The organism is Levilactobacillus angrenensis (assembly GCF_003946085.1).
Classification (GTDB): domain Bacteria; phylum Bacillota; class Bacilli; order Lactobacillales; family Lactobacillaceae; genus Levilactobacillus; species Levilactobacillus angrenensis.
On sequence record NZ_RHOB01000008.1, the window covers coordinates 58,909 to 75,476 of the forward strand.

At 53.5% G+C, this 16,568-nt stretch carries 14 protein-coding genes; 7 read left to right on the forward strand and 7 right to left on the reverse strand.

Going from position 1 to position 16,568, the window contains the following annotated elements:
- Positions 1-116: 116 nt before the first annotated feature.
- The gene (locus EKM83_RS06215) at positions 117-764 is read left to right on the forward strand and encodes a hypothetical protein (protein WP_125575764.1); all 648 of its coding nucleotides are present in this window, start codon (positions 117-119) and stop codon (positions 762-764) included.
- Between the two features lie 113 nt (positions 765-877).
- Positions 878-1,273 carry a type II toxin-antitoxin system HicB family antitoxin gene (locus EKM83_RS06220; protein ID WP_125575765.1) on the forward strand — a complete coding sequence of 132 codons (396 nt, stop codon included), beginning with the start codon at positions 878-880 and terminating at the stop codon, positions 1,271-1,273.
- Between the two features lie 95 nt (positions 1,274-1,368).
- Here the strand turns inward: EKM83_RS06220 and EKM83_RS06225 are convergent, their stop codons facing one another.
- Genes EKM83_RS06225 through EKM83_RS06240 form a run of 4 tightly spaced genes read right to left on the reverse strand, consistent with a single transcriptional unit; the run spans position 1,369 to position 5,396 of the window.
- A complete protein-coding gene (locus tag EKM83_RS06225; protein ID WP_125575766.1) occupies positions 1,369-2,628 on the reverse strand; it encodes an extracellular solute-binding protein in 1,260 nt (419 codons plus the stop codon).
- Positions 2,625-3,452 carry a carbohydrate ABC transporter permease gene (locus tag EKM83_RS06230; RefSeq protein WP_225418633.1) on the reverse strand — a complete coding sequence of 276 codons (828 nt, stop codon included), beginning with the start codon at positions 3,450-3,452 and terminating at the stop codon, positions 2,625-2,627. The genes EKM83_RS06225 and EKM83_RS06230 overlap by 4 nt, the downstream gene beginning before the upstream one ends.
- Positions 3,452-4,360, reverse strand: a complete 909-nt coding sequence (locus EKM83_RS06235) for a carbohydrate ABC transporter permease (RefSeq protein ID WP_125575767.1) — start codon at positions 4,358-4,360, stop codon at positions 3,452-3,454. Before EKM83_RS06235 ends, EKM83_RS06230 begins: the two co-directional genes overlap by 1 nt.
- Entirely contained in the window at positions 4,353-5,396 is a 1,044-nt protein-coding gene (locus EKM83_RS06240; protein WP_125575768.1) for an ABC transporter ATP-binding protein, read from the reverse strand. Before EKM83_RS06240 ends, EKM83_RS06235 begins: the two co-directional genes overlap by 8 nt.
- A gap of 831 nt (positions 5,397-6,227) precedes the next feature.
- Here EKM83_RS06240 and EKM83_RS06245 point away from each other — a divergent pair.
- The 5 genes from EKM83_RS06245 (at position 6,228) to EKM83_RS06265 (ending at position 12,383) form a co-directional block, all read left to right on the forward strand.
- Positions 6,228-6,932 carry a response regulator transcription factor gene (locus EKM83_RS06245; protein ID WP_125575769.1) on the forward strand — a complete coding sequence of 235 codons (705 nt, stop codon included), beginning with the start codon at positions 6,228-6,230 and terminating at the stop codon, positions 6,930-6,932.
- Positions 6,907-8,340, forward strand: a complete 1,434-nt coding sequence (locus tag EKM83_RS06250; RefSeq protein ID WP_125575770.1) for a sensor histidine kinase — start codon at positions 6,907-6,909, stop codon at positions 8,338-8,340. Before EKM83_RS06245 ends, EKM83_RS06250 begins: the two co-directional genes overlap by 26 nt.
- A gap of 342 nt (positions 8,341-8,682) precedes the next feature.
- Positions 8,683-9,351 (forward strand): GNAT family N-acetyltransferase, encoded by a 669-nt coding sequence (locus EKM83_RS06255; RefSeq protein WP_125575771.1) that lies wholly within the window; start codon positions 8,683-8,685, stop codon positions 9,349-9,351.
- A 407-nt stretch (positions 9,352-9,758) separates the two neighbouring features.
- Positions 9,759-10,643 carry a zinc ribbon domain-containing protein gene (locus EKM83_RS06260; RefSeq protein ID WP_164505610.1) on the forward strand — a complete coding sequence of 295 codons (885 nt, stop codon included), beginning with the start codon at positions 9,759-9,761 and terminating at the stop codon, positions 10,641-10,643.
- Between the two features lie 609 nt (positions 10,644-11,252).
- On the forward strand, positions 11,253-12,383 hold the full coding sequence (locus EKM83_RS06265; RefSeq protein WP_125575773.1) for a GGDEF domain-containing protein: 1,131 nt from the start codon (positions 11,253-11,255) through the stop codon (positions 12,381-12,383).
- 561 nt (positions 12,384-12,944) lie between these two features.
- Here EKM83_RS06265 and EKM83_RS06270 read toward each other — a convergent pair.
- The 3 genes from EKM83_RS06270 to EKM83_RS06280 form a co-directional block, all read right to left on the reverse strand.
- Complete coding sequence (locus EKM83_RS06270; RefSeq protein WP_125575774.1) at positions 12,945-14,405, reverse strand: Ig-like domain-containing protein; 1,461 nt, start codon at positions 14,403-14,405, stop codon at positions 12,945-12,947.
- A 17-nt stretch (positions 14,406-14,422) separates the two neighbouring features.
- Positions 14,423-15,481 (reverse strand): DUF916 and DUF3324 domain-containing protein, encoded by a 1,059-nt coding sequence (locus EKM83_RS06275; protein ID WP_125575775.1) that lies wholly within the window; start codon positions 15,479-15,481, stop codon positions 14,423-14,425.
- Between the two features lie 228 nt (positions 15,482-15,709).
- Positions 15,710-16,438, reverse strand: a complete 729-nt coding sequence (locus tag EKM83_RS06280) for a WxL domain-containing protein (protein ID WP_125575776.1) — start codon at positions 16,436-16,438, stop codon at positions 15,710-15,712.
- Positions 16,439-16,568 lie beyond the last annotated feature (130 nt).

The following is a 16,568-nucleotide window of genomic DNA, read 5'->3' on the forward strand; positions in this document are numbered from 1 at the left end:
TTTTGGGACTTTTTTAGTCGGACAGAGAGCCAGCGCCAAATTGTGGCACCCCCATTTTGTATAATCAAGTCAGTGCTTGGCAGTGAGACTAAGCCAAATAAGGAGGACACATACATATGAAAATGCTTAAATTTGTTAGCGCGTTGTTAGTAGCGGCGGGGTGTGGCTTGTTTGCCAGCGGGGCCGGGACGACGCTCACGTCAGCGCAAGCGGCGGTCAAGACGCACAAGGTGACGAAGCTACCGAAGACTTTTCGGGGAACATGGTACAACAAAGGTCATAAGTTTAAGGTAACGGCCAAGAAATTTGGCCCATCGACTTATCGTAAGAAGCATGATACCAACGCTATTGCTAGTAGCGAGCGGTACTTCATGCCATATACTTTAAGCAAACCCAAGCACACCATGTATTTGGTCACCAGCATGGGTATCAACACGATTCGACGGACAAAGATTGGCGGACGGGCCGTGCTGATTCGGTATGATCAACAGGAACATGGCAATCAGTTGATCATTTACACCAAGGCGAAAAAGGCCAAGCAACAAAAGAATATTTTCGCCACCAATCCCTTTGGTATCAACATTTCGACGCGTAAGGATGCGCTGAATAATCAAAAGGGTTACCGCAAGATGAATCCAACGGTGAAAAAATACCTACGGCAAGCCACGAAAAAGAAGGTTGATAAAATCAACGCCAAACCATTTAAGGGGATTAAGATTACTTCCTACACGGCGTACGGCTTCTTTAATAAAGTTGTTGGCTAGCAATCATATTGCTGGTAATGGCTACGGCGATTTGCTATCTTTAATACTCAGAAAGGTGGGTTGCTGCCATTGCCTAGGAACAGATTAAAGAATGGCGTTGGCAGAGACAAGCAATGCAGACAAAGTTAGTTTATCCCATCATCGCGCAAGAAAATGATGATGCGGATGGCCATTACTTCGTGGGGTTCACGCCGAATCTTCCGGGAGTGGTTACCCATGGCGGAACGTTAGTCGACTTGGTCATCAATGCAGAAGATGCCATTGCAACGATGTTAGATGGCGAGTCCTATCCAGCAGTTCAGGATCCACGAAAATGGACGCTGCAGGCCAATGAATCAATCATCTACGTGACTGTTGACATAACAGCTTGGCAGCGAAGAAACGCGCGCAAGGTCAGACGAACCATCGCAGTGCCACAGTACCTTAGCGAGATGGTTGACCAGCGAAAAATTGATGTTTCCCGACTCACGATTGAGGCATTGGAAGACGTCTTCCGTGCGGATCGCTAGTTCAAGATGATAGAGACACCAAAAGGACATCCCTACCGGCAATCGTATTGCTGGTAAGGATGTCCTTTTTGATACTTCACGTCAGCTGATTAAGCCTATTCGCCATCCGTCTGCAAAGCCGTCAACTTCCGCTGCAACTGGGCCAATCCTTGTTTGGGCGTCGTTTGCAAGGCTGCCAACTCGTCGGCGACCTGGGTAGCGGCGTCTTGCGTTTCACTGTAACCGTAGAAGGCGGTGTCGGGTTTGCCGTATGGCAGGGACTTGACGGTAGCCTTGGCCGCTGGGTTCTTGGCCAGGTAGTCGCGGTAATCTTGGCTCCGTAAGGCCTTGGTGGTCAGTGGCAGGTAGCCCGTGGCCTTGGCCCATTTGAGCGTCTGCTTTTCGGCCAACAGGAATTTCATTAATGCCGCAGCCCCGCGACGTTGCGCCGGAGACGCTGAGCTGAACATGACCAGCTCGTTGCCTTGTACGGCGTAGACCCGCGGATTGCCCCGGAAACTCGGCATCTTGGCGGCGGACCAGTGAAGCCCTTTAGGCGTGTTGGCCTGCATGATACCGATGGCCGCGGAAGTTCCCGTGTAAAAGAGCGTCTTGCCCTTGAGGAAGCGGACGTTACCGAAGCCATCCGTTCCTGCGGTGGCGGCCGTTTGGTGTTTGATCATTTGGTAGATCACGTCAGTTGCTGCTAGCATCCGGGGACTCGACAGCTGAGGATGCTTGGCGACCAGTGGGGTGCCGGCTTGACAGGCTAAGGCGCTCCACTGTGGCCGGAAGGTTTGGTCGAGGGCGAGTCCCGTGTAGCCGTTGGCGTGGGCCTTCGCCGCGTCACGCGCCAGGTCGTTCCAGGTCCGCGGAACGGTCAAATGAAGCTGCCGCAAGAGGTCTTGATTGTAGAAGAGCAGACCGATCGACTTGGAAAAAGGCATGGCGTAGGTCTTCCCATGATATTGGCTGACTTGGCGCAATGTAGGATCAATGCGGTTGAGCGTGCGCTTGGTAATGTAGCCGTTGAGCGGAACGATAAATTTGCCGTGCAAATAATCGGGAACGTTGGTGTAAGTGGTCTGCGCCAACGTTGGTAGCGTCTGTGATTTGGCGGCGGCCGTGATTTTTTGCTGGACGTTGGCAAAGTTACCCTGACCGCTGGCGACCACGCGATACTTGGTCTGGGAATGGTTGAAATCGCGAATCATGGCGTTGAGCGTCTGCTGGCTGGTTCCGGTCATACCGTGCCAGAAGGTCACCGTGGTCCGTTTGGTCGGCGCGGGCGCTGTCGTTTGGCGACCACAAGCACCGAGCACGCCCACCAGGCCGAGGGCGGCCATGATTAGCAGATAGCGAGATAATTTTTTCATTGGGTTGATCCTTTCCACCGGGATTGGGTGATTCCCAGCATCAGATATTTTTGCAAGCAGAGGTAGAGAATCAGCAGTGGCAAAATCACGCACACCGAGGCCGCCATTAAGAGTGGGTAGTTGGTCCCCTGCTCACTGGTAAAGGCCATCAAGCCGACCGGTAGCGTGCGGAGCTGATCACTGTTGGTCATGATCAGGGGCCACATGAAGGCGTTCCACGAAGCAATTACCTGGAGGACCGCCACGGCCGTAATGATGGGCCGGTTGGTCGGCACCAGGATGTGCCAGAGATATTGCCAATCACTAGCGCCGTCGATGTGCGCCGCATAGTAGAGCGACCGCGGTTGTGATTGAAAGGCTTGGTGTAGCGTGACGACCATGAAGACGCTGGCGAGCCAGGGGATGATCAGCGCGGCGTAGGTGTTGACCCAGTGGAGTTGCGCAATCGTCACGAAGTTGGGAATCAGCAGCAGTTCGCCGGGGACCAGCATCAAGGCCACTAGCAGGCCGAATAAAAAGCGCCGACCGTAGAATTGGAGATGCGTGAAGGCAAATGCGGCCAGCAGACTACTGAAGAGTTGGCCCAGCGTCGTAGTCGTCGTGACCAGTAGTGAGTTGAGCCAGTATCGGGTAAATGGCGCCAGCTGCCAGACGTGTTGGTAATTGACCCACTGCAAGGTCCGTGGAAGCCAGTTGGTCGGCATCGTCAGGGTGGTCGCCGCCGGTTGGAGGCTGGTCAAAATCATCCAGGCAAACGGCAGTAGCATTAAAGTAGCCCCACAGATGAGGAGGAGATACCAGAGAAGCGTCGTGAACACTCGCATTAGGACCGCCCCCCTAACCGGCGGCGTTGCCAGCGGAAATAGCCGTAAGTCAGCAAGGTCAGTAGCCCGACCAAGCAGAACAGGACCACGCCGCTAGCCGCCGCTACCGTGAATTGGTTGTCGACATAAAATTTTTGATACAGGTAAAACATCAGCGTCAAAGCAGCGTTGCCAGGTCCCGCGGCACCGTGAAACAGCGCGAAAGCCTGGTCGAAGACTTTGAAATTGGTGACTGCCGTGTTGATGACGATCAGGACCGTCATTGGCAACAGTAATGGCCAGGTCACGTTGGTGAAACGTTGCCAAGCGTTGGCGCCATCGAGTTGGGCCACGCGCGCGTATTTATCATCAATACGGTTGAGTCCGGCGAGAAACAAGACGACGTTGAAGCCGAGCCCTTGCCAGACGCAGACCACGATGAGGGCCAGTAAGGCGACGTGCGGGTCGTTGAGCCAGTCGATGGGGGCTATCCCCAGGTGGTGCAGGCTGACATTTAGCAGGCCGCCGTCCAGGCGAAAGATCCAGTTCCAAACCAATCCCGTGGCAATCGTGGCGGTAACGAAGGGCAGAAAATAGATGGTCTGAAAGAAGCGGGCTAGTCGGGGGATGTGGTTGAGCCCTAGGGCAATCAGTAGCGCGAGGGCCACGGTCACGGGCATCGCCACGAGTACCAGCCAGAGCGTGTTGCGCAGGGCCAGGTGAAAGAGCGGGTCGTGCCAGAGGTAAACGAAGTTGTCCCAGCCCAGCGCGCCCACGTGATTGGTGAAGTAGTTGTAGCGCACGTAGCTACTCATGAGCAGGGCGTGAATCAGGGGCCACACGGTGAAAAGTAGTGTGATGATCAGCAGGGGTGCCAGGTACAACAACGCTTTGAGCGTGGACTTCAAGGTTGGTTTGGCATTAAGCATGGTCGTCACCTCCTGACCACAGGCAAGCACCTTGCGCGTCAAACAGCAAACAGCCGTGCCGGTCAATCGTGAGGGGCAAAGCGGTCGCCGTGGTCGGCGCGATGGCGGTACTGATGAGGTCGCCGTAGCTGGTATGTAAATGAGATTGCGTATCCCGGCCCAGGCGGACTTGGGCGGTGAGCGTGGCGGTCAGCAGTGAAGGGGTCGTGGCCACGTGCAAGGCCTCGCTCCGGATTCCCAAGGTCGTGGCTTGAGCCAGCTGGGCCGCCGGGAGCAATGCCCGCAGTGTTGCGGGCAATTTGGTGACGGCACAGAGGTTGATCTGCGGGCGGCCAATGAATTGGGCCACGGTCAGGTTTTGCGGCGACTGATAGAGGGCTTGCCCCGTGCCACCCTGTTGCAAGCGACCGTGGGCCAACACCATGATCTCGTCAGCAATCTGTAGCGCGTCTTCTTGGTCGTGAGTCACAAGCAACGTGGTCACGCCGGTCTGCCGTTGGATGTGGCGAATGACCGTGCGGAGTTCTTCGCGCAGGGCGGTGTCGAGACTGGATAGGGGTTCGTCGAGTAGGAGCAGCGCTGGGTGTTTGGCCAGCGCGCGGGCAATGGCGACGCGTTGCTGCTGGCCGCCAGAAAGTTCTTGGGGAAATTTCCCAAGTTGGTCGGTCAATTGGACCAAATCGGCCAACTCAGCCACCCGTTGGTAGCGCGCGGCTTTTTTGGCGTGGGCCATTTTCAAAGGAAAAGCGATGTTGTCGCGGACGGTTAGATGCGGATACAGCGCATAGTCCTGGAAGACCATGCCGATGTTGCGTTGGCGGCTGTCCTGGGCGGTGACGTCGGTCTGGTCAAAGTAAATCTGACCGGTTTGTGGCGTCAAGAGGCCGGCTAACAGATTTAAAATCGTCGACTTGCCGCTACCACTAGGGCCGAGTAGTGCCACGAGTTTGCCATCGGGCAGCGTACAATTAAAGTGCTCGAGGATGGCGGGCTGACGGTCGTATGCCAATGTAATCTCGCGAAGCGTGACCTGCATGAAACGGGTTCCTCCTTTTCACAAGTAAACGCACTCTTAACGACATTATACGTCGTTAAAAAGGGCCATTGTTCCTTAATTATAGCCTATTCCGACAGCCGGTGGTATCAATATTTTGGCGAAGAGAAAGTTCTAGACTGAGATTGGCTGGCTGGTGAAATTCGCTAAATCAGGAGCCGGACTCAGCCAGGGCTTCCGGTTGCTCTGGGGGAGACTATCAGCCCGAGGAGCGGTCTTTTAGTAGAAACTCTAACATCTAACAACGTTTCCTTAAGAATCAAAAAATCTGATCGAACAACCGGTAAAACATGCTAAACTAAAACTGAAGGTTGAAAGATAAATATCAGCTAGAAGCACTGTCACCACGCGACTGGTGACGTAAAAATTAGTTGTTTATAGCATCCTAGTGCGGACTGGCCGCCTACCATCCGCCAACTATGGTTGCTAGTAACAATCGGTTTAGCCACAGGTAATGGCTGATTTGACAACTAGTCTTTAATTAAGACAAGGTTACTGATAATCGCTAACCCCGCCGGAGACAGCCAGAGGTGGAGCCAGCTGTGTCGACGGTGTTGGCTGAGGTCTTTTCTCAGCCTACAGCGTGGGGCGACTTGGGAGACTGGCGGGGTTTGCCAGGCTTCAAAGCGAACTGGAAGCCCGCTCTTTGGCTGGAGGTGTCCCCCATAGCAGGCGGAATCTCTGGCTGACGCAGGCTCCTGGTTTCACTAATTTTAACGGACAGAACACTGTCGTTCCAGGGACTGTCGCGTTAATGCTAATTTCAACCTTTAGACACTAAAACTAATAACGATATCAAGGGGGCGTGGCGGTTTGAAAGTCACGATTTTGCTAGTCGAGGATGAGGCGGGGTTGCGGACGTTGTTGAGCGCTGAGTTGGGGTTTGAGGATTACACGGTGATTCCGTGCGCCAGTGGGGAAGCGGCACTGACCCAATTTGCCCAGCATCAAGCGGATATCTCACTGATCATCTTGGATTGGATGTTACCGGGCATTGATGGGTTAGGCGTATTACGCAAGATTCGTCGGCATTACGACGTGCCCGTGATCATGATGACGGCCCGCGATTACGTGGGTGACAAGGTCTCTGGACTGGACGCGGGGGCGGATGATTACATCACCAAACCCTTTGACACTGAAGAGTTATTGGCACGGATTCGGGTTATTCTACGGCGCAACGTGATCAAAAATTTGAACGATAAAAAATTTCACGTGGGGCCGTTAACGCTGGATACCAAAACGCGCCAAGTCTTTGCGGGGGATGCCGAGATTCAGCTGACCCAGCGGGAGTTTGATTTATTGCTGACGTTCATGCAACATCCTGGCGAGGTGCTGACCCGCGACGACCTGCTGGACGCCGTGTGGGGCACCAGCTTTGACGGCCAGGTCAACATCGTGGACGTTTACGTGCGGTACCTGCGAAATAAACTCAAAACCAGTGTGGCTGGCCAGCCCATCCAAACGGTGCGCGGCGTGGGCTATAAGTTAGGCGATGACGATGAAGAAAACCATCTTTAACACCAGTGCGGCGCGGATCACCAAGGTCTACGCGCTGCTACTACTGGGCATCACGGTCATCTTGAGTGCCGTGATCATTTCCGTGGTCGGCTTAAAGCAAGCAGAGGGGCAACGCCACCAAGCCCTAGGTATCGTGCGTGGGCTCAAACGGAGCTTCATTGCCAACCGAAACGACTGGTACTGGTGGCGGCTGGGAAGTTGGGCCGATACCGAGACGACCTTCATTCGCATCAGCGTGGCCCAGCCTGGCAAGGCGCACCGGTATTTGTACTCGCCCCATGCCAAACGATTTTTAGCGATGCAACGGCGGGGAACGCTGCACCGGGTGACGGCCAACATTGGCTATCTCAGTAACAGCGGGTTCGTTTATCACGTGCGGGCTTCGGACGTGTCGCATAACAGCCAAGACCCGACCGTGCGCTATGACGTTTGGGTCAAGTTAAATGGCGTGACCGACCTGTTACTTCTACTGATTAAATTGATTTTACTGATTGCGCTGGCGTTTCTGTTGCTGGGCACCTGGGTCATTTACCTGCTGGCGCGCAAATTGAACCGGCCACTGGTCGAACTGACGGGGGCGACCAAAGCCATCAACCGCGATATTTCGGAAAACTTTCAGCGGCAACTGCCGGTCCCGGCCACGCCGCAAGAAGTGCACGACTTAACGGTCGAGTTCAACCTACTACTGCATTCGCTGAGTGAACAGGAGCTGGCCGACCGGCGTTTCGTGGCCAACGCCTCGCATGAATTGAAGACGCCCATCGCCACGATTCGCGGGTACGTTTCCATGATCAACCGCCGGGGACAGGATCATCCAGAGGTCATTCCGACCGCGCTACAGTTCATCGACCAGGAGTCGGAACGCATGCAGCGATTGGTCACCAGTCTGTTGACGTTATCACGGGCCAATCAGCTGGAGTTGACCGCCACGACCGTTGACCTGAGCCAGGTCGTCACGGATACGGCGCAAAATTTTGGCGCGTCGTTGGACCGAGAAATGGTGTTGCAAATCCAACACCACGTGGTCGTGACGGCCAATCAGGATAGCGTGACGCAGATTCTGACCAGCCTGCTCAGTAACGCGCAGAAATATTCGCCGGCAGCTACCGCCATCACGGTCAGTCTGACGGCGGTCGGCAAGGCGGTGACCCTGACTGTTGCCGACCAGGGTCGCGGGATTCCGGATGACCAAAAGGACTTGATCTTCGGCCGTTTCTACCGGGCCAGCAGTGTCCGTAATGCGGTCGCTGGCAACGGCTTGGGATTGGCCATCGTCCAGCAGTTGGTCACGTTGACTCACGGCCAGATTCAAGTCCAGGACAATCATCCGCAAGGCAGTCGGTTCGTCATCACCTGGCCACGCGTTACCCCCAAAGTAGCCTCAGCAACCACCCTGAGCGGCAAATAATGGCGATTTAAGCCGGGAAACGGTTTTGTACAACTAAATGGACTGGTAGCGATTAAACTAGCTGAGACGGCGATTTGGGGCCAATCAGTCGGTGCAACCAATCCAGGAAACGTCCTGACGCCAAGACCATTTCTGAGAAACTCTCAGACAACCTTCGTTTTATTTAGCTAGCAAGTCTAGCCCGACCCGTGTAAACTGACTCTCAGTTAATCAATTTGATTAACCGAGGGGCGTGCGCCAGGGGGTAAGCAGAATAGAAGGTATCATGGTCATTGGATAGCAGGGAAAAGTGTCGAGCACGAGCTGTGGGGACAGTGAGGTGCTCAGTAAGGAGGATGCCAATTGATTAATAAACTACACATTAGAGTGATGCGGTATGAAGATGTGCCAGCACTGGCAGAAATCGTGGGCCGTCTCTGGCAATTTGACCGAACCAATGGCCAGTTGAATGATTTAGCGGCGCAGGTGTATTTCCGCCGCTGCATGACCCAGCAAAATTACGTGCGGGTCGCGGTGTGGGACGGCCAGGTGGTCGGTGCCATTTTAGCGGACACCAAGTATCAGAAAAAAGAACGGTCTTATGACGTTTGGCAATTGCTGGTGGCCAAGGTGGCGTTAGCCATGCGGCCCGGGGGACGGCGCTTGCTGAAACAGTTAACTGAACGCAGTGAGATTGACGAGCGCTTACTGGCCAATCTGCAACGACGCGAGTTCTTGGGGGAAATCGTGTTGTTGATGGTCGACCCGGAATATCAAAATCTGGGGATCGGTCGGGAATTGATGCACACGGTTGCTGAGTATTGGGATGCAGCGCCGGTCGACAAGGTGTACTTGTTCACGGCGGTGGCCACGACTGGCCGCTTTTACCGGCAACACGGTTTTCAAGAAAGTCAGCACGAACAGATCGATTGGCAAACGACACCGCAGCCGCGCCGGCTGACCGGTTATTTGTACACCGGCCACGTCCACGACTTAGCGGCAGACACGGCGCACCACTTACTGGTGGATTGAGGTAGGGAGACTATCAACCGTTGCTAAATAGACAAGTGACTAACTAGAAACTTGGCCAACAAGTTTTTGGTTAAAATAATTGCTGCTTGCGACGAATCGGCTTGAGTTCGTCGGCCACAGCAATATCTGATGAGAGACTGGTTCGCGGGAACTGGTCTTTTTTCGTGTCTGCGCGTTGTGAGCATCGCCACCCCCTGGCTGACGCAGTCCTTGGTTTCACTAGTTCTGGTGGACAAAACGCTGTTGATTCGGGAGTCAAGACATTAATTCAACTTTCAACCTTTAGCCCATTAATATAAATCTGAGAATATCGGGAATCAACGCACACAACATGTAATGATTATGCTATGATAATATTGTTTCAGGGTAAGATTACTGAGGCTGAAAACAGTGGAAGAAGGAAAATAATGGAAAATGCAAAGTTTTGTCCGCACTGCGGGACTGAATTAGATGCGGGGGTCAAGTTTTGCCCCAAGTGTGGTTACAAGTTAACCAGTGAAGCGGCGACTCAAGCCAACGCGACACAAACAACGACTGAGGCGAATAAAACCGCTCAGTCGGCACAGTCAACGGGGAACACGAACGGTAATGGTGGTTTTTCAGAACGTTTAGACGCAATGGTCAACTGGGTGGCAAATAACTGGGTAACGGCAATTATTATCGTTGCCGCACTGTTGATCTTTACGCTGGTGACCCGGGCAATTTTTTATAATGTCTGGTTGGGTGTCATTGCCTTGATCGCAGTTTTGGCTTGGTTATATAGCGTGGCTTGGACGCGTGGCAGTGGTGCGACCGGATTTGAACAAAAATTACGGCACACGGCTAACGAAACAGCTAAGCAGACGGCTAAGGCGGCTAAGACGGTTAATAACGACCAGACAAATTCGGAGCCAATCAAGCAGGCAACTGAGACGACGGATACTGCTTCACAGGCCCCCGCTCAGCCGCAGCTGCAACAAGCAAGTGCCAATGCCCAAGCCACGATGGCGGAGCAAGCACCTGCACAGCCGGCTGGTCAGAGTAGCGGCAACACCGTTTATATTCAGCAGGCTCAGCAGCGAAGCAACGGTCTGGGAACGGCCGGCTTTGTCCTGGCCTTGATTTCACTGTTTACTTCCATTATTCCAATTGTAGATTGGGTGGTCTGGTTCTTGGGTGCCCTGTTCTCATTTATTGGGTTGTTCCGAAAGCCACGGGGCTTAGCCATCGCTGGCTTTGTCATCTCATTCATTGGTGTTATTATTATTCTGACCTTGGCTGCCACTATTGCGGGCATGCTGGGAATGATGTAAATTTAAAAAAATTGGCATCAGGCCAATCAAAAAAGCTTGCGAAAGTCCATCTGGATTTTCGCAAGCTTTTCAGGTTAAAGCAACTATGAAAGGTGAAAAATCGGCTCAAAATACTGTCATCACGCGATTCATGGCGTGAAAATTAGTCGCTTACAGCTTCGTAGTTCGAGCGGGCCCAAATATGAGGTGAAGGTGGCGGACCGGACTGAGCCTGAGAAGCGTTCGTCTGCCACAGCAATCATCCGATGGGAGATTGGTTCTCTGGAACCAATCTTTTTTCGTATCTTCAGTGGCGTGGCGTCGCTGGGACGGGACTTGACGGTAAGCGTTATCGGCTTATTAGTTAACCATTAACTTAAAACTAGTTCAAAAATTATTTACATAATTCAGCACTTTTATAAATCTGGGCATAGTTTTCTGGGAGTAACGGGTCTAACATTAGGCACATGTTGTTATCTGGGGTAAAACCTACCGGCCCACAATTTGCTTGTGGTAAACCGGGTACGTAAACCGTTTCGGTCAACTTCGACCGAAACGGTTGCATTTCGCTAACCAGGGCCGTTTGCGGTGCCTGGCTATTCACGTAAACTTAAAGAAGAGGGGTACGTCATGACTTGGTCTCATTGGCAAGTCCCACCATTTTTTACCAGTGTGTTTTTCGTGCTGGGCGTCTTCACGTTCTACTGGGTATCCTACAACTGGATTGCCTCGTGGGCACGCACCCGACGACTGAAGCTTTCTGAAGAAACGATCAACGCCTGGTACGGGATTATTTACATGGTGGTCTTTGTTTTTAGTATTCAAACGTTGGTGGTCGGCAAGAGTATCTCCTGGGAGTTCATGAATTTCCAGCTGATTGCGATTATCTTCTGCGCTTACTTTTTAAAAATTCATATGCCCTATTACCTGCTGGCGCCGATTATGCTGGTGTACATGGTTTTCAACGGCTCGATGGGCTACTGGCAGTCGTGGGGCCACGCGGTAACGCTACTGACGTTCTTCATAGTCTTAAATCAAGTCCGGCGTAAATTTTACAATCACCGTTACGCGCTCCTGTTGTACATGGCGGTCGGTATCCCGTTCGGCGGGATGTTGTGGCTGTGGATGAAGTGGAAATTCGACTTCTCCTGGCTGACGTTTTGGCAAGAGTGGCTGTACCTGGGAATTTTCGAACTGCTATTGTACGTCTACGTGTCGATGCTGTCTCACGATACCGAGCTGAAATTGCGGCTGGCCAAATTTGCCAGTCACGATGCGTTGACCCAGACCCGCAACTTTGCGGCCTACACAGAAACGATTGAATACCTGTTCGGCGAGAGTCATACGTCCAACCGGCCGCTGTCGATGATGATGTTTGACATCGACCATTTCAAACACTTCAATGACACCTATGGGCACGCGATTGGCGACGAGGTCTTGCGGCAGGTCGCCGGCACGGTCCAGACGGTTCTGGCGGAAAATGATCCGCGCCTGGAACTCTACCGGACCGGGGGTGAGGAGTTCAACGTCCTCTTCCCGGGCTACGACTTGGCAAGCACGCAGCGGGTGGTCAATCAAGTCTTCATGGCGGTTAACCACATGAATATTCATTCGGCCAAAACGGTGATTCACGTCTCCATTTCCGTGGGCGTGTCGGAAATCGGGGGCAAGGACCAGTCACCACTGGACTTCTACAATCGCGTCGACCACAACCTTTATCATTCCAAACGCAACGGCCGGATGCAGATCACGGCTGAATGATGTTGCTTGACTAGGGGTGGATGGAGCCAGTTGCCTGCTATGAGGGACTGATGGTCAGTTCCAGCCTGAGAAATGGACTTCCACCTGAACTACAGTAGCCGTCCGAATTCAGTCATATTTCAAATAACCAGCCTAATATCTGGGCAAACAAAAACAGGCAGAGCCAGCGGTTCTGTCTGTTTTTGGCGCCATTCAAATTTTTGTATCAGGGGATACGGCAACGAACGCTTCAATGACGCGACTGAGGTTGTGGCTGAAGCCGACTGCGACGCGGGAAACGTGTCCTTGTCGTTTGGCTCATGCGCACTTCCTTAAGTCTCATCATAGCGTCTGAGTGCCGGTGTTGCACTGGTACTTTCCTGAAGTTTTGCTGAAAGATTCTCAGAAAACTAGAGAAACGGTCTTTCGGTTCACTTGGTACACCAGCTAAAGAAAGTAGCATTGACGCGGTAATTCCCAGAACGATAGTGTTCTGTCCACTAAAATTAGTGAAACCAGGAGCCTGCGTCAGCCAGAAATTCCGCCTGCTATGGGGGACACCTCCGTCCCAATCTCGTAAGATCAACTAGGTGCCACGGACAAGGTCCAAGTCACAACGCTCTGGTAATCGCCGGCCGCAATTTCTGGGTCTGCCGTCAGGTCCAAACTGCTGTCAGTGACGTCGAAGTTTTGGCCGTCGTAGTCACTGGACGTGTAGATCTTGGTGGCTGTCGACGTGTCAGGAATATTTTCGTCCAACCGTGAAGTTGGGTCGTACAGATCAAGTGTCGCTGTGCCCAGGTGACCATCAGTGCCATCACTTAAGGTAAAGGGGGCAAGACTGGCTGTTAACGTCCAGTCGCCACCGGTCGTTCGACTATCCATGACGGACAGTTCACCGTTATTGTTGCCATCGTAAGCACTGCCGCTGGTAGTGGTGTCTGTGTTTTCCAACGCGGCATCGTTGTCGATCAGCGTGCCAACGTCGACAGCGCCGAAGTTGAAGTTGGGTACCGCGGTTAACGCTAGCAAACCGCTCTTGTTGACGGTGAGCAGGGCGGAGTTGGTGTTGACCGATTTGGTACTGCCATTGACCGTGTAGTTCAGCGTGGCGTAATATGACGTTCCGTTGTCGCCGCCGACGGAAGTCTTCGACACGGTGTAGCTGGTACTGGTCGAATTCAGCGCGGTGACGTCACCGTCTTGAACGCGATACCAGTTGGCAACGGTCATGCCCTCTGGCAAATCTTTCAGCGTGAAGGTGGCGTCACTTCCTTCGTTGACCGTAACATTTTGTAAGGCCCCGACCATGATCTTGACGGAATCGCTGTGGCCGTTACTGGTCCCGGTGATGGTAACGATACCGTGGTCGTTAGCGGTCCCAGATGTACTGCTAGAGGCGTCAGTCGCCGTGACGTTCCCGTATTCATCGACGGAAGCCAGCGACGGATTACTGCTGGTCCAGGTGATGGGGTCGGTCGCTGTGCTTGGCGTCAAGGTTGCACTAACCGTGGTCGATGCGCCGTTGTAGATGCCGGGACTGGCACTGGTGACTTGGATATCCGTTGTGGGTACCCGTGCCGGTGTAATGGTGACGGTCGCGATTCGTGACCATTCATTGTAGAACAAACCGATCCCAGTAAAATCGTATTCACATTGAAATTGTAACTGCGTCGGACTGGTAACACTGGGCGCGGTAAACGTATAAGTCGTACTGTTTGAGCCAACCTTGTTGTAAGTCGTACCGCCATCAGTGGATTCCCACCAGACGTATTTCCGACTACCTAAAGGGTTGGTCAGTGTTTCCAAAATATTCCGGGTCCCCTTGGCGGAGAGCGTCACGGTATCACCGGAAATGTGGTTGGAGTCGATTGGCTCCTGCGTGAAACCCCCGGCCAGGTTAATCCCCATAATCGTCGTTGGTGGCGAGGTCGGTGGCTGTGGCGCACTGGTGGCAGCGTGTGCGGAGATGCCGACACTTAAGCCGACAAGCAAGACGAACAGGCTGACACCTAGTCGTTTGATTTGTTGCCAAACTTCCATGTCCACTGCCTCCAAACTTAATTGTCATTTTCCGTGTCATCGTCATCTGCGTCCCGTCGGCGTTTGCCGAACCAGTAAGCACCGATGGCTAGTAGGATAGCGAATAATAGGAGCAGTAACCAAACCCACCAGTAGTTGGGCTGGGTGTCAGACTTGATTAGAGAATTGTGTTGCGCGGTCTGGCGTCGGGTCAGCGTGAAATTCCCACTGAAGTTCCAGGCGCGTTGGCCGCTGGTTAAATGTAACTTGAGCGTGTATTGGCCGGCTGCTAATGGTTGATTGCCCAGGCTGATATTGTCGTCAAACCAGCTGTTCGGGGCCATCGAACCGTCGCGTAGTGTCTGGGTCGCAATCTGCTTGCCCGTACTGTCTTGAATGACCCGCGCGGTAACGGTGAGGTCGCCAAATAGGGCGGGCGTCAGGTTGCGGATGCGGGCAAATGCTATGGGTTGGTTGTTCGGCTGATGCAGCCCGACCGCGGCTAATTTTAAATTCGTTCGCAATTTTTGCTGGGGCCGGCATTGAAGCGCCACCGCGGTGACCTCGGCGTAGCGGTTATTGATCCGGAAGTCGGAAGTGTCGCCGTTTTCCGTGCTGGACCGCGTGGCGTTGCGGTCCGTTACGAACAAGCCGCCCAGCACTGTACCGGTGAAGCCGCCTGCTGGAATCTGCGTGTGAAAGGTGACGGTCTTGCCTTGGTGCGCCGCCAGTGAAACGGTCACGGCACCCGACGTCATCTTGGTAAAAGTGGTTTGCGCCGACGCATCGGCGGGCCGGTCGGTCGGAATGTACACAGCGTGACCGGAGTCGGCGGTGGTCGCGTTGACGGGGATGACTTGCAAGGTGCGCGGCCGGCCACTAGGATTGGTCACCGCTAACTTCAGGACTTGTGTAGCCCCGGGAGTGACTTGTAAATCGAAATACCCCGCTTTAGCTGACACTTGGTTCTTGGGCAATAACGGTGTCGCCGCGAAATTGGCGGGAATCTTAGCCGCAGTGACCGGCGTCACCCCAGCCAGGATACCCATCAACAGGATGCCGGCTAGTAGCCAGCCGGAGATGCGTTTTAATTTCATACTTAGCCCCACCTTTGCGGAATTCAGCGATGGTCCACTAGTAAATTGAATGAGTGACGTAATCAGTTAGCAATGAAATATATTTCACTTGTGGATATTGGGTAAACCGAAGGAAAAGGCAGTCCGGACCGTCACGCCTGACGTCCGCCACGTGGGGTGGTGGGAGTTAGGCGTGAGCGACGGGGGGTCTACCTTTTCGTTCGGTAACCCGATACGCTAGTCAATCGATTATGAGGCTGGTGTTGTCGCTGCTGGGGCATTTTGCAAAGCCCAGTAGAGGGTTGCATCGTAAGTGCCGGCCGCAATGTCAGATTGCTTCGTGATCTGTAAGTTGCTGGTAGGTGCCGTGGTTGCGGTGTTGCTCCCTTGGCCAGTGCCAGCTGCAGCGTTCCACAACAATTGTGGATTGCTGATCCAGCCATTAGCGACAGTCGATTGTGTTAACTTGATGCTGCTTGGTACGGCGGTCGCGGTGTTATCCAACGTCCCGGTCGTTTGATCCAAGGTCAAAGCCGCTTCAGTTACCGTTGATTTACCGGAAGTGAAGGGCCCCAGTCCAACAGTCAAAGACCAGCCAGCGCTGTTGCCCCGGTAGTCGGTGACGTTCAAGGTCCCGGTGTTATTCCCATCGTAGGCCGTGCCGGCTGTTGGTGCATTGTTCGTGACCGTCAGCTCGGCGTTGCCAGAAGCAATCGACTTAACGCTGGTATTTTCCAGCACGATGTTAGGCACTTGATTCAAGGTCAAAGCGCCAGGCGTGACCGTGAATTCAGCGTTCGACGTGGCTTCGGCGTTACCAGTACTGTCAGCCACGTACCCGCTGGAAACGTTGGTCAAGTTACTGGACGCGGTCCCAGGGCCTGAAGCCCCCGCGGTAACGGGACTAAAGGCTAAAATAGCCGCCGCAATCGCAATGGTACTGCTGAGTTCACCTAATAATTTCTTTGTAATTCGCATAAGATTCTCCCCCAATCCGTTTGCCAATGAGCTAGGAACGAAGCAAAGCGTAAACTTTAGTTTGGTGACAGTCGCATAACGGGTGACCAGCGCGGTTGGGCGTTGGCCGCAAGTAGCTTAAAAAGTCAGC

Excerpts from the sequence above, each read along its gene's own strand:
- EKM83_RS06265 (WP_125575773.1), top strand. The coding sequence starts at position 11,253 with ATGACTTGGTCTCATTGGCAAGTCCCACCATTTTTTACCAGTGTGTTT.
- EKM83_RS06240 (WP_125575768.1), bottom strand. The coding sequence starts at position 5,396 with ATGCAGGTCACGCTTCGCGAGATTACATTGGCATACGACCGTCAGCCC.
- EKM83_RS06230 (WP_225418633.1), bottom strand. The coding sequence starts at position 3,452 with ATGCGAGTGTTCACGACGCTTCTCTGGTATCTCCTCCTCATCTGTGGG.
- EKM83_RS06215 (WP_125575764.1), top strand. The coding sequence starts at position 117 with ATGAAAATGCTTAAATTTGTTAGCGCGTTGTTAGTAGCGGCGGGGTGT.
- EKM83_RS06250 (WP_125575770.1), top strand. The coding sequence starts at position 6,907 with ATGACGATGAAGAAAACCATCTTTAACACCAGTGCGGCGCGGATCACC.
- EKM83_RS06220 (WP_125575765.1), top strand. The coding sequence starts at position 878 with ATGCAGACAAAGTTAGTTTATCCCATCATCGCGCAAGAAAATGATGAT.
- EKM83_RS06275 (WP_125575775.1), bottom strand. The coding sequence starts at position 15,481 with ATGAAATTAAAACGCATCTCCGGCTGGCTACTAGCCGGCATCCTGTTG.
- EKM83_RS06270 (WP_125575774.1), bottom strand. The coding sequence starts at position 14,405 with ATGGAAGTTTGGCAACAAATCAAACGACTAGGTGTCAGCCTGTTCGTC.
- EKM83_RS06280 (WP_125575776.1), bottom strand. The coding sequence starts at position 16,438 with ATGCGAATTACAAAGAAATTATTAGGTGAACTCAGCAGTACCATTGCG.
- EKM83_RS06225 (WP_125575766.1), bottom strand. The coding sequence starts at position 2,628 with ATGAAAAAATTATCTCGCTATCTGCTAATCATGGCCGCCCTCGGCCTG.
- EKM83_RS06235 (WP_125575767.1), bottom strand. The coding sequence starts at position 4,360 with ATGCTTAATGCCAAACCAACCTTGAAGTCCACGCTCAAAGCGTTGTTG.
- EKM83_RS06260 (WP_164505610.1), top strand. The coding sequence starts at position 9,759 with ATGGAAAATGCAAAGTTTTGTCCGCACTGCGGGACTGAATTAGATGCG.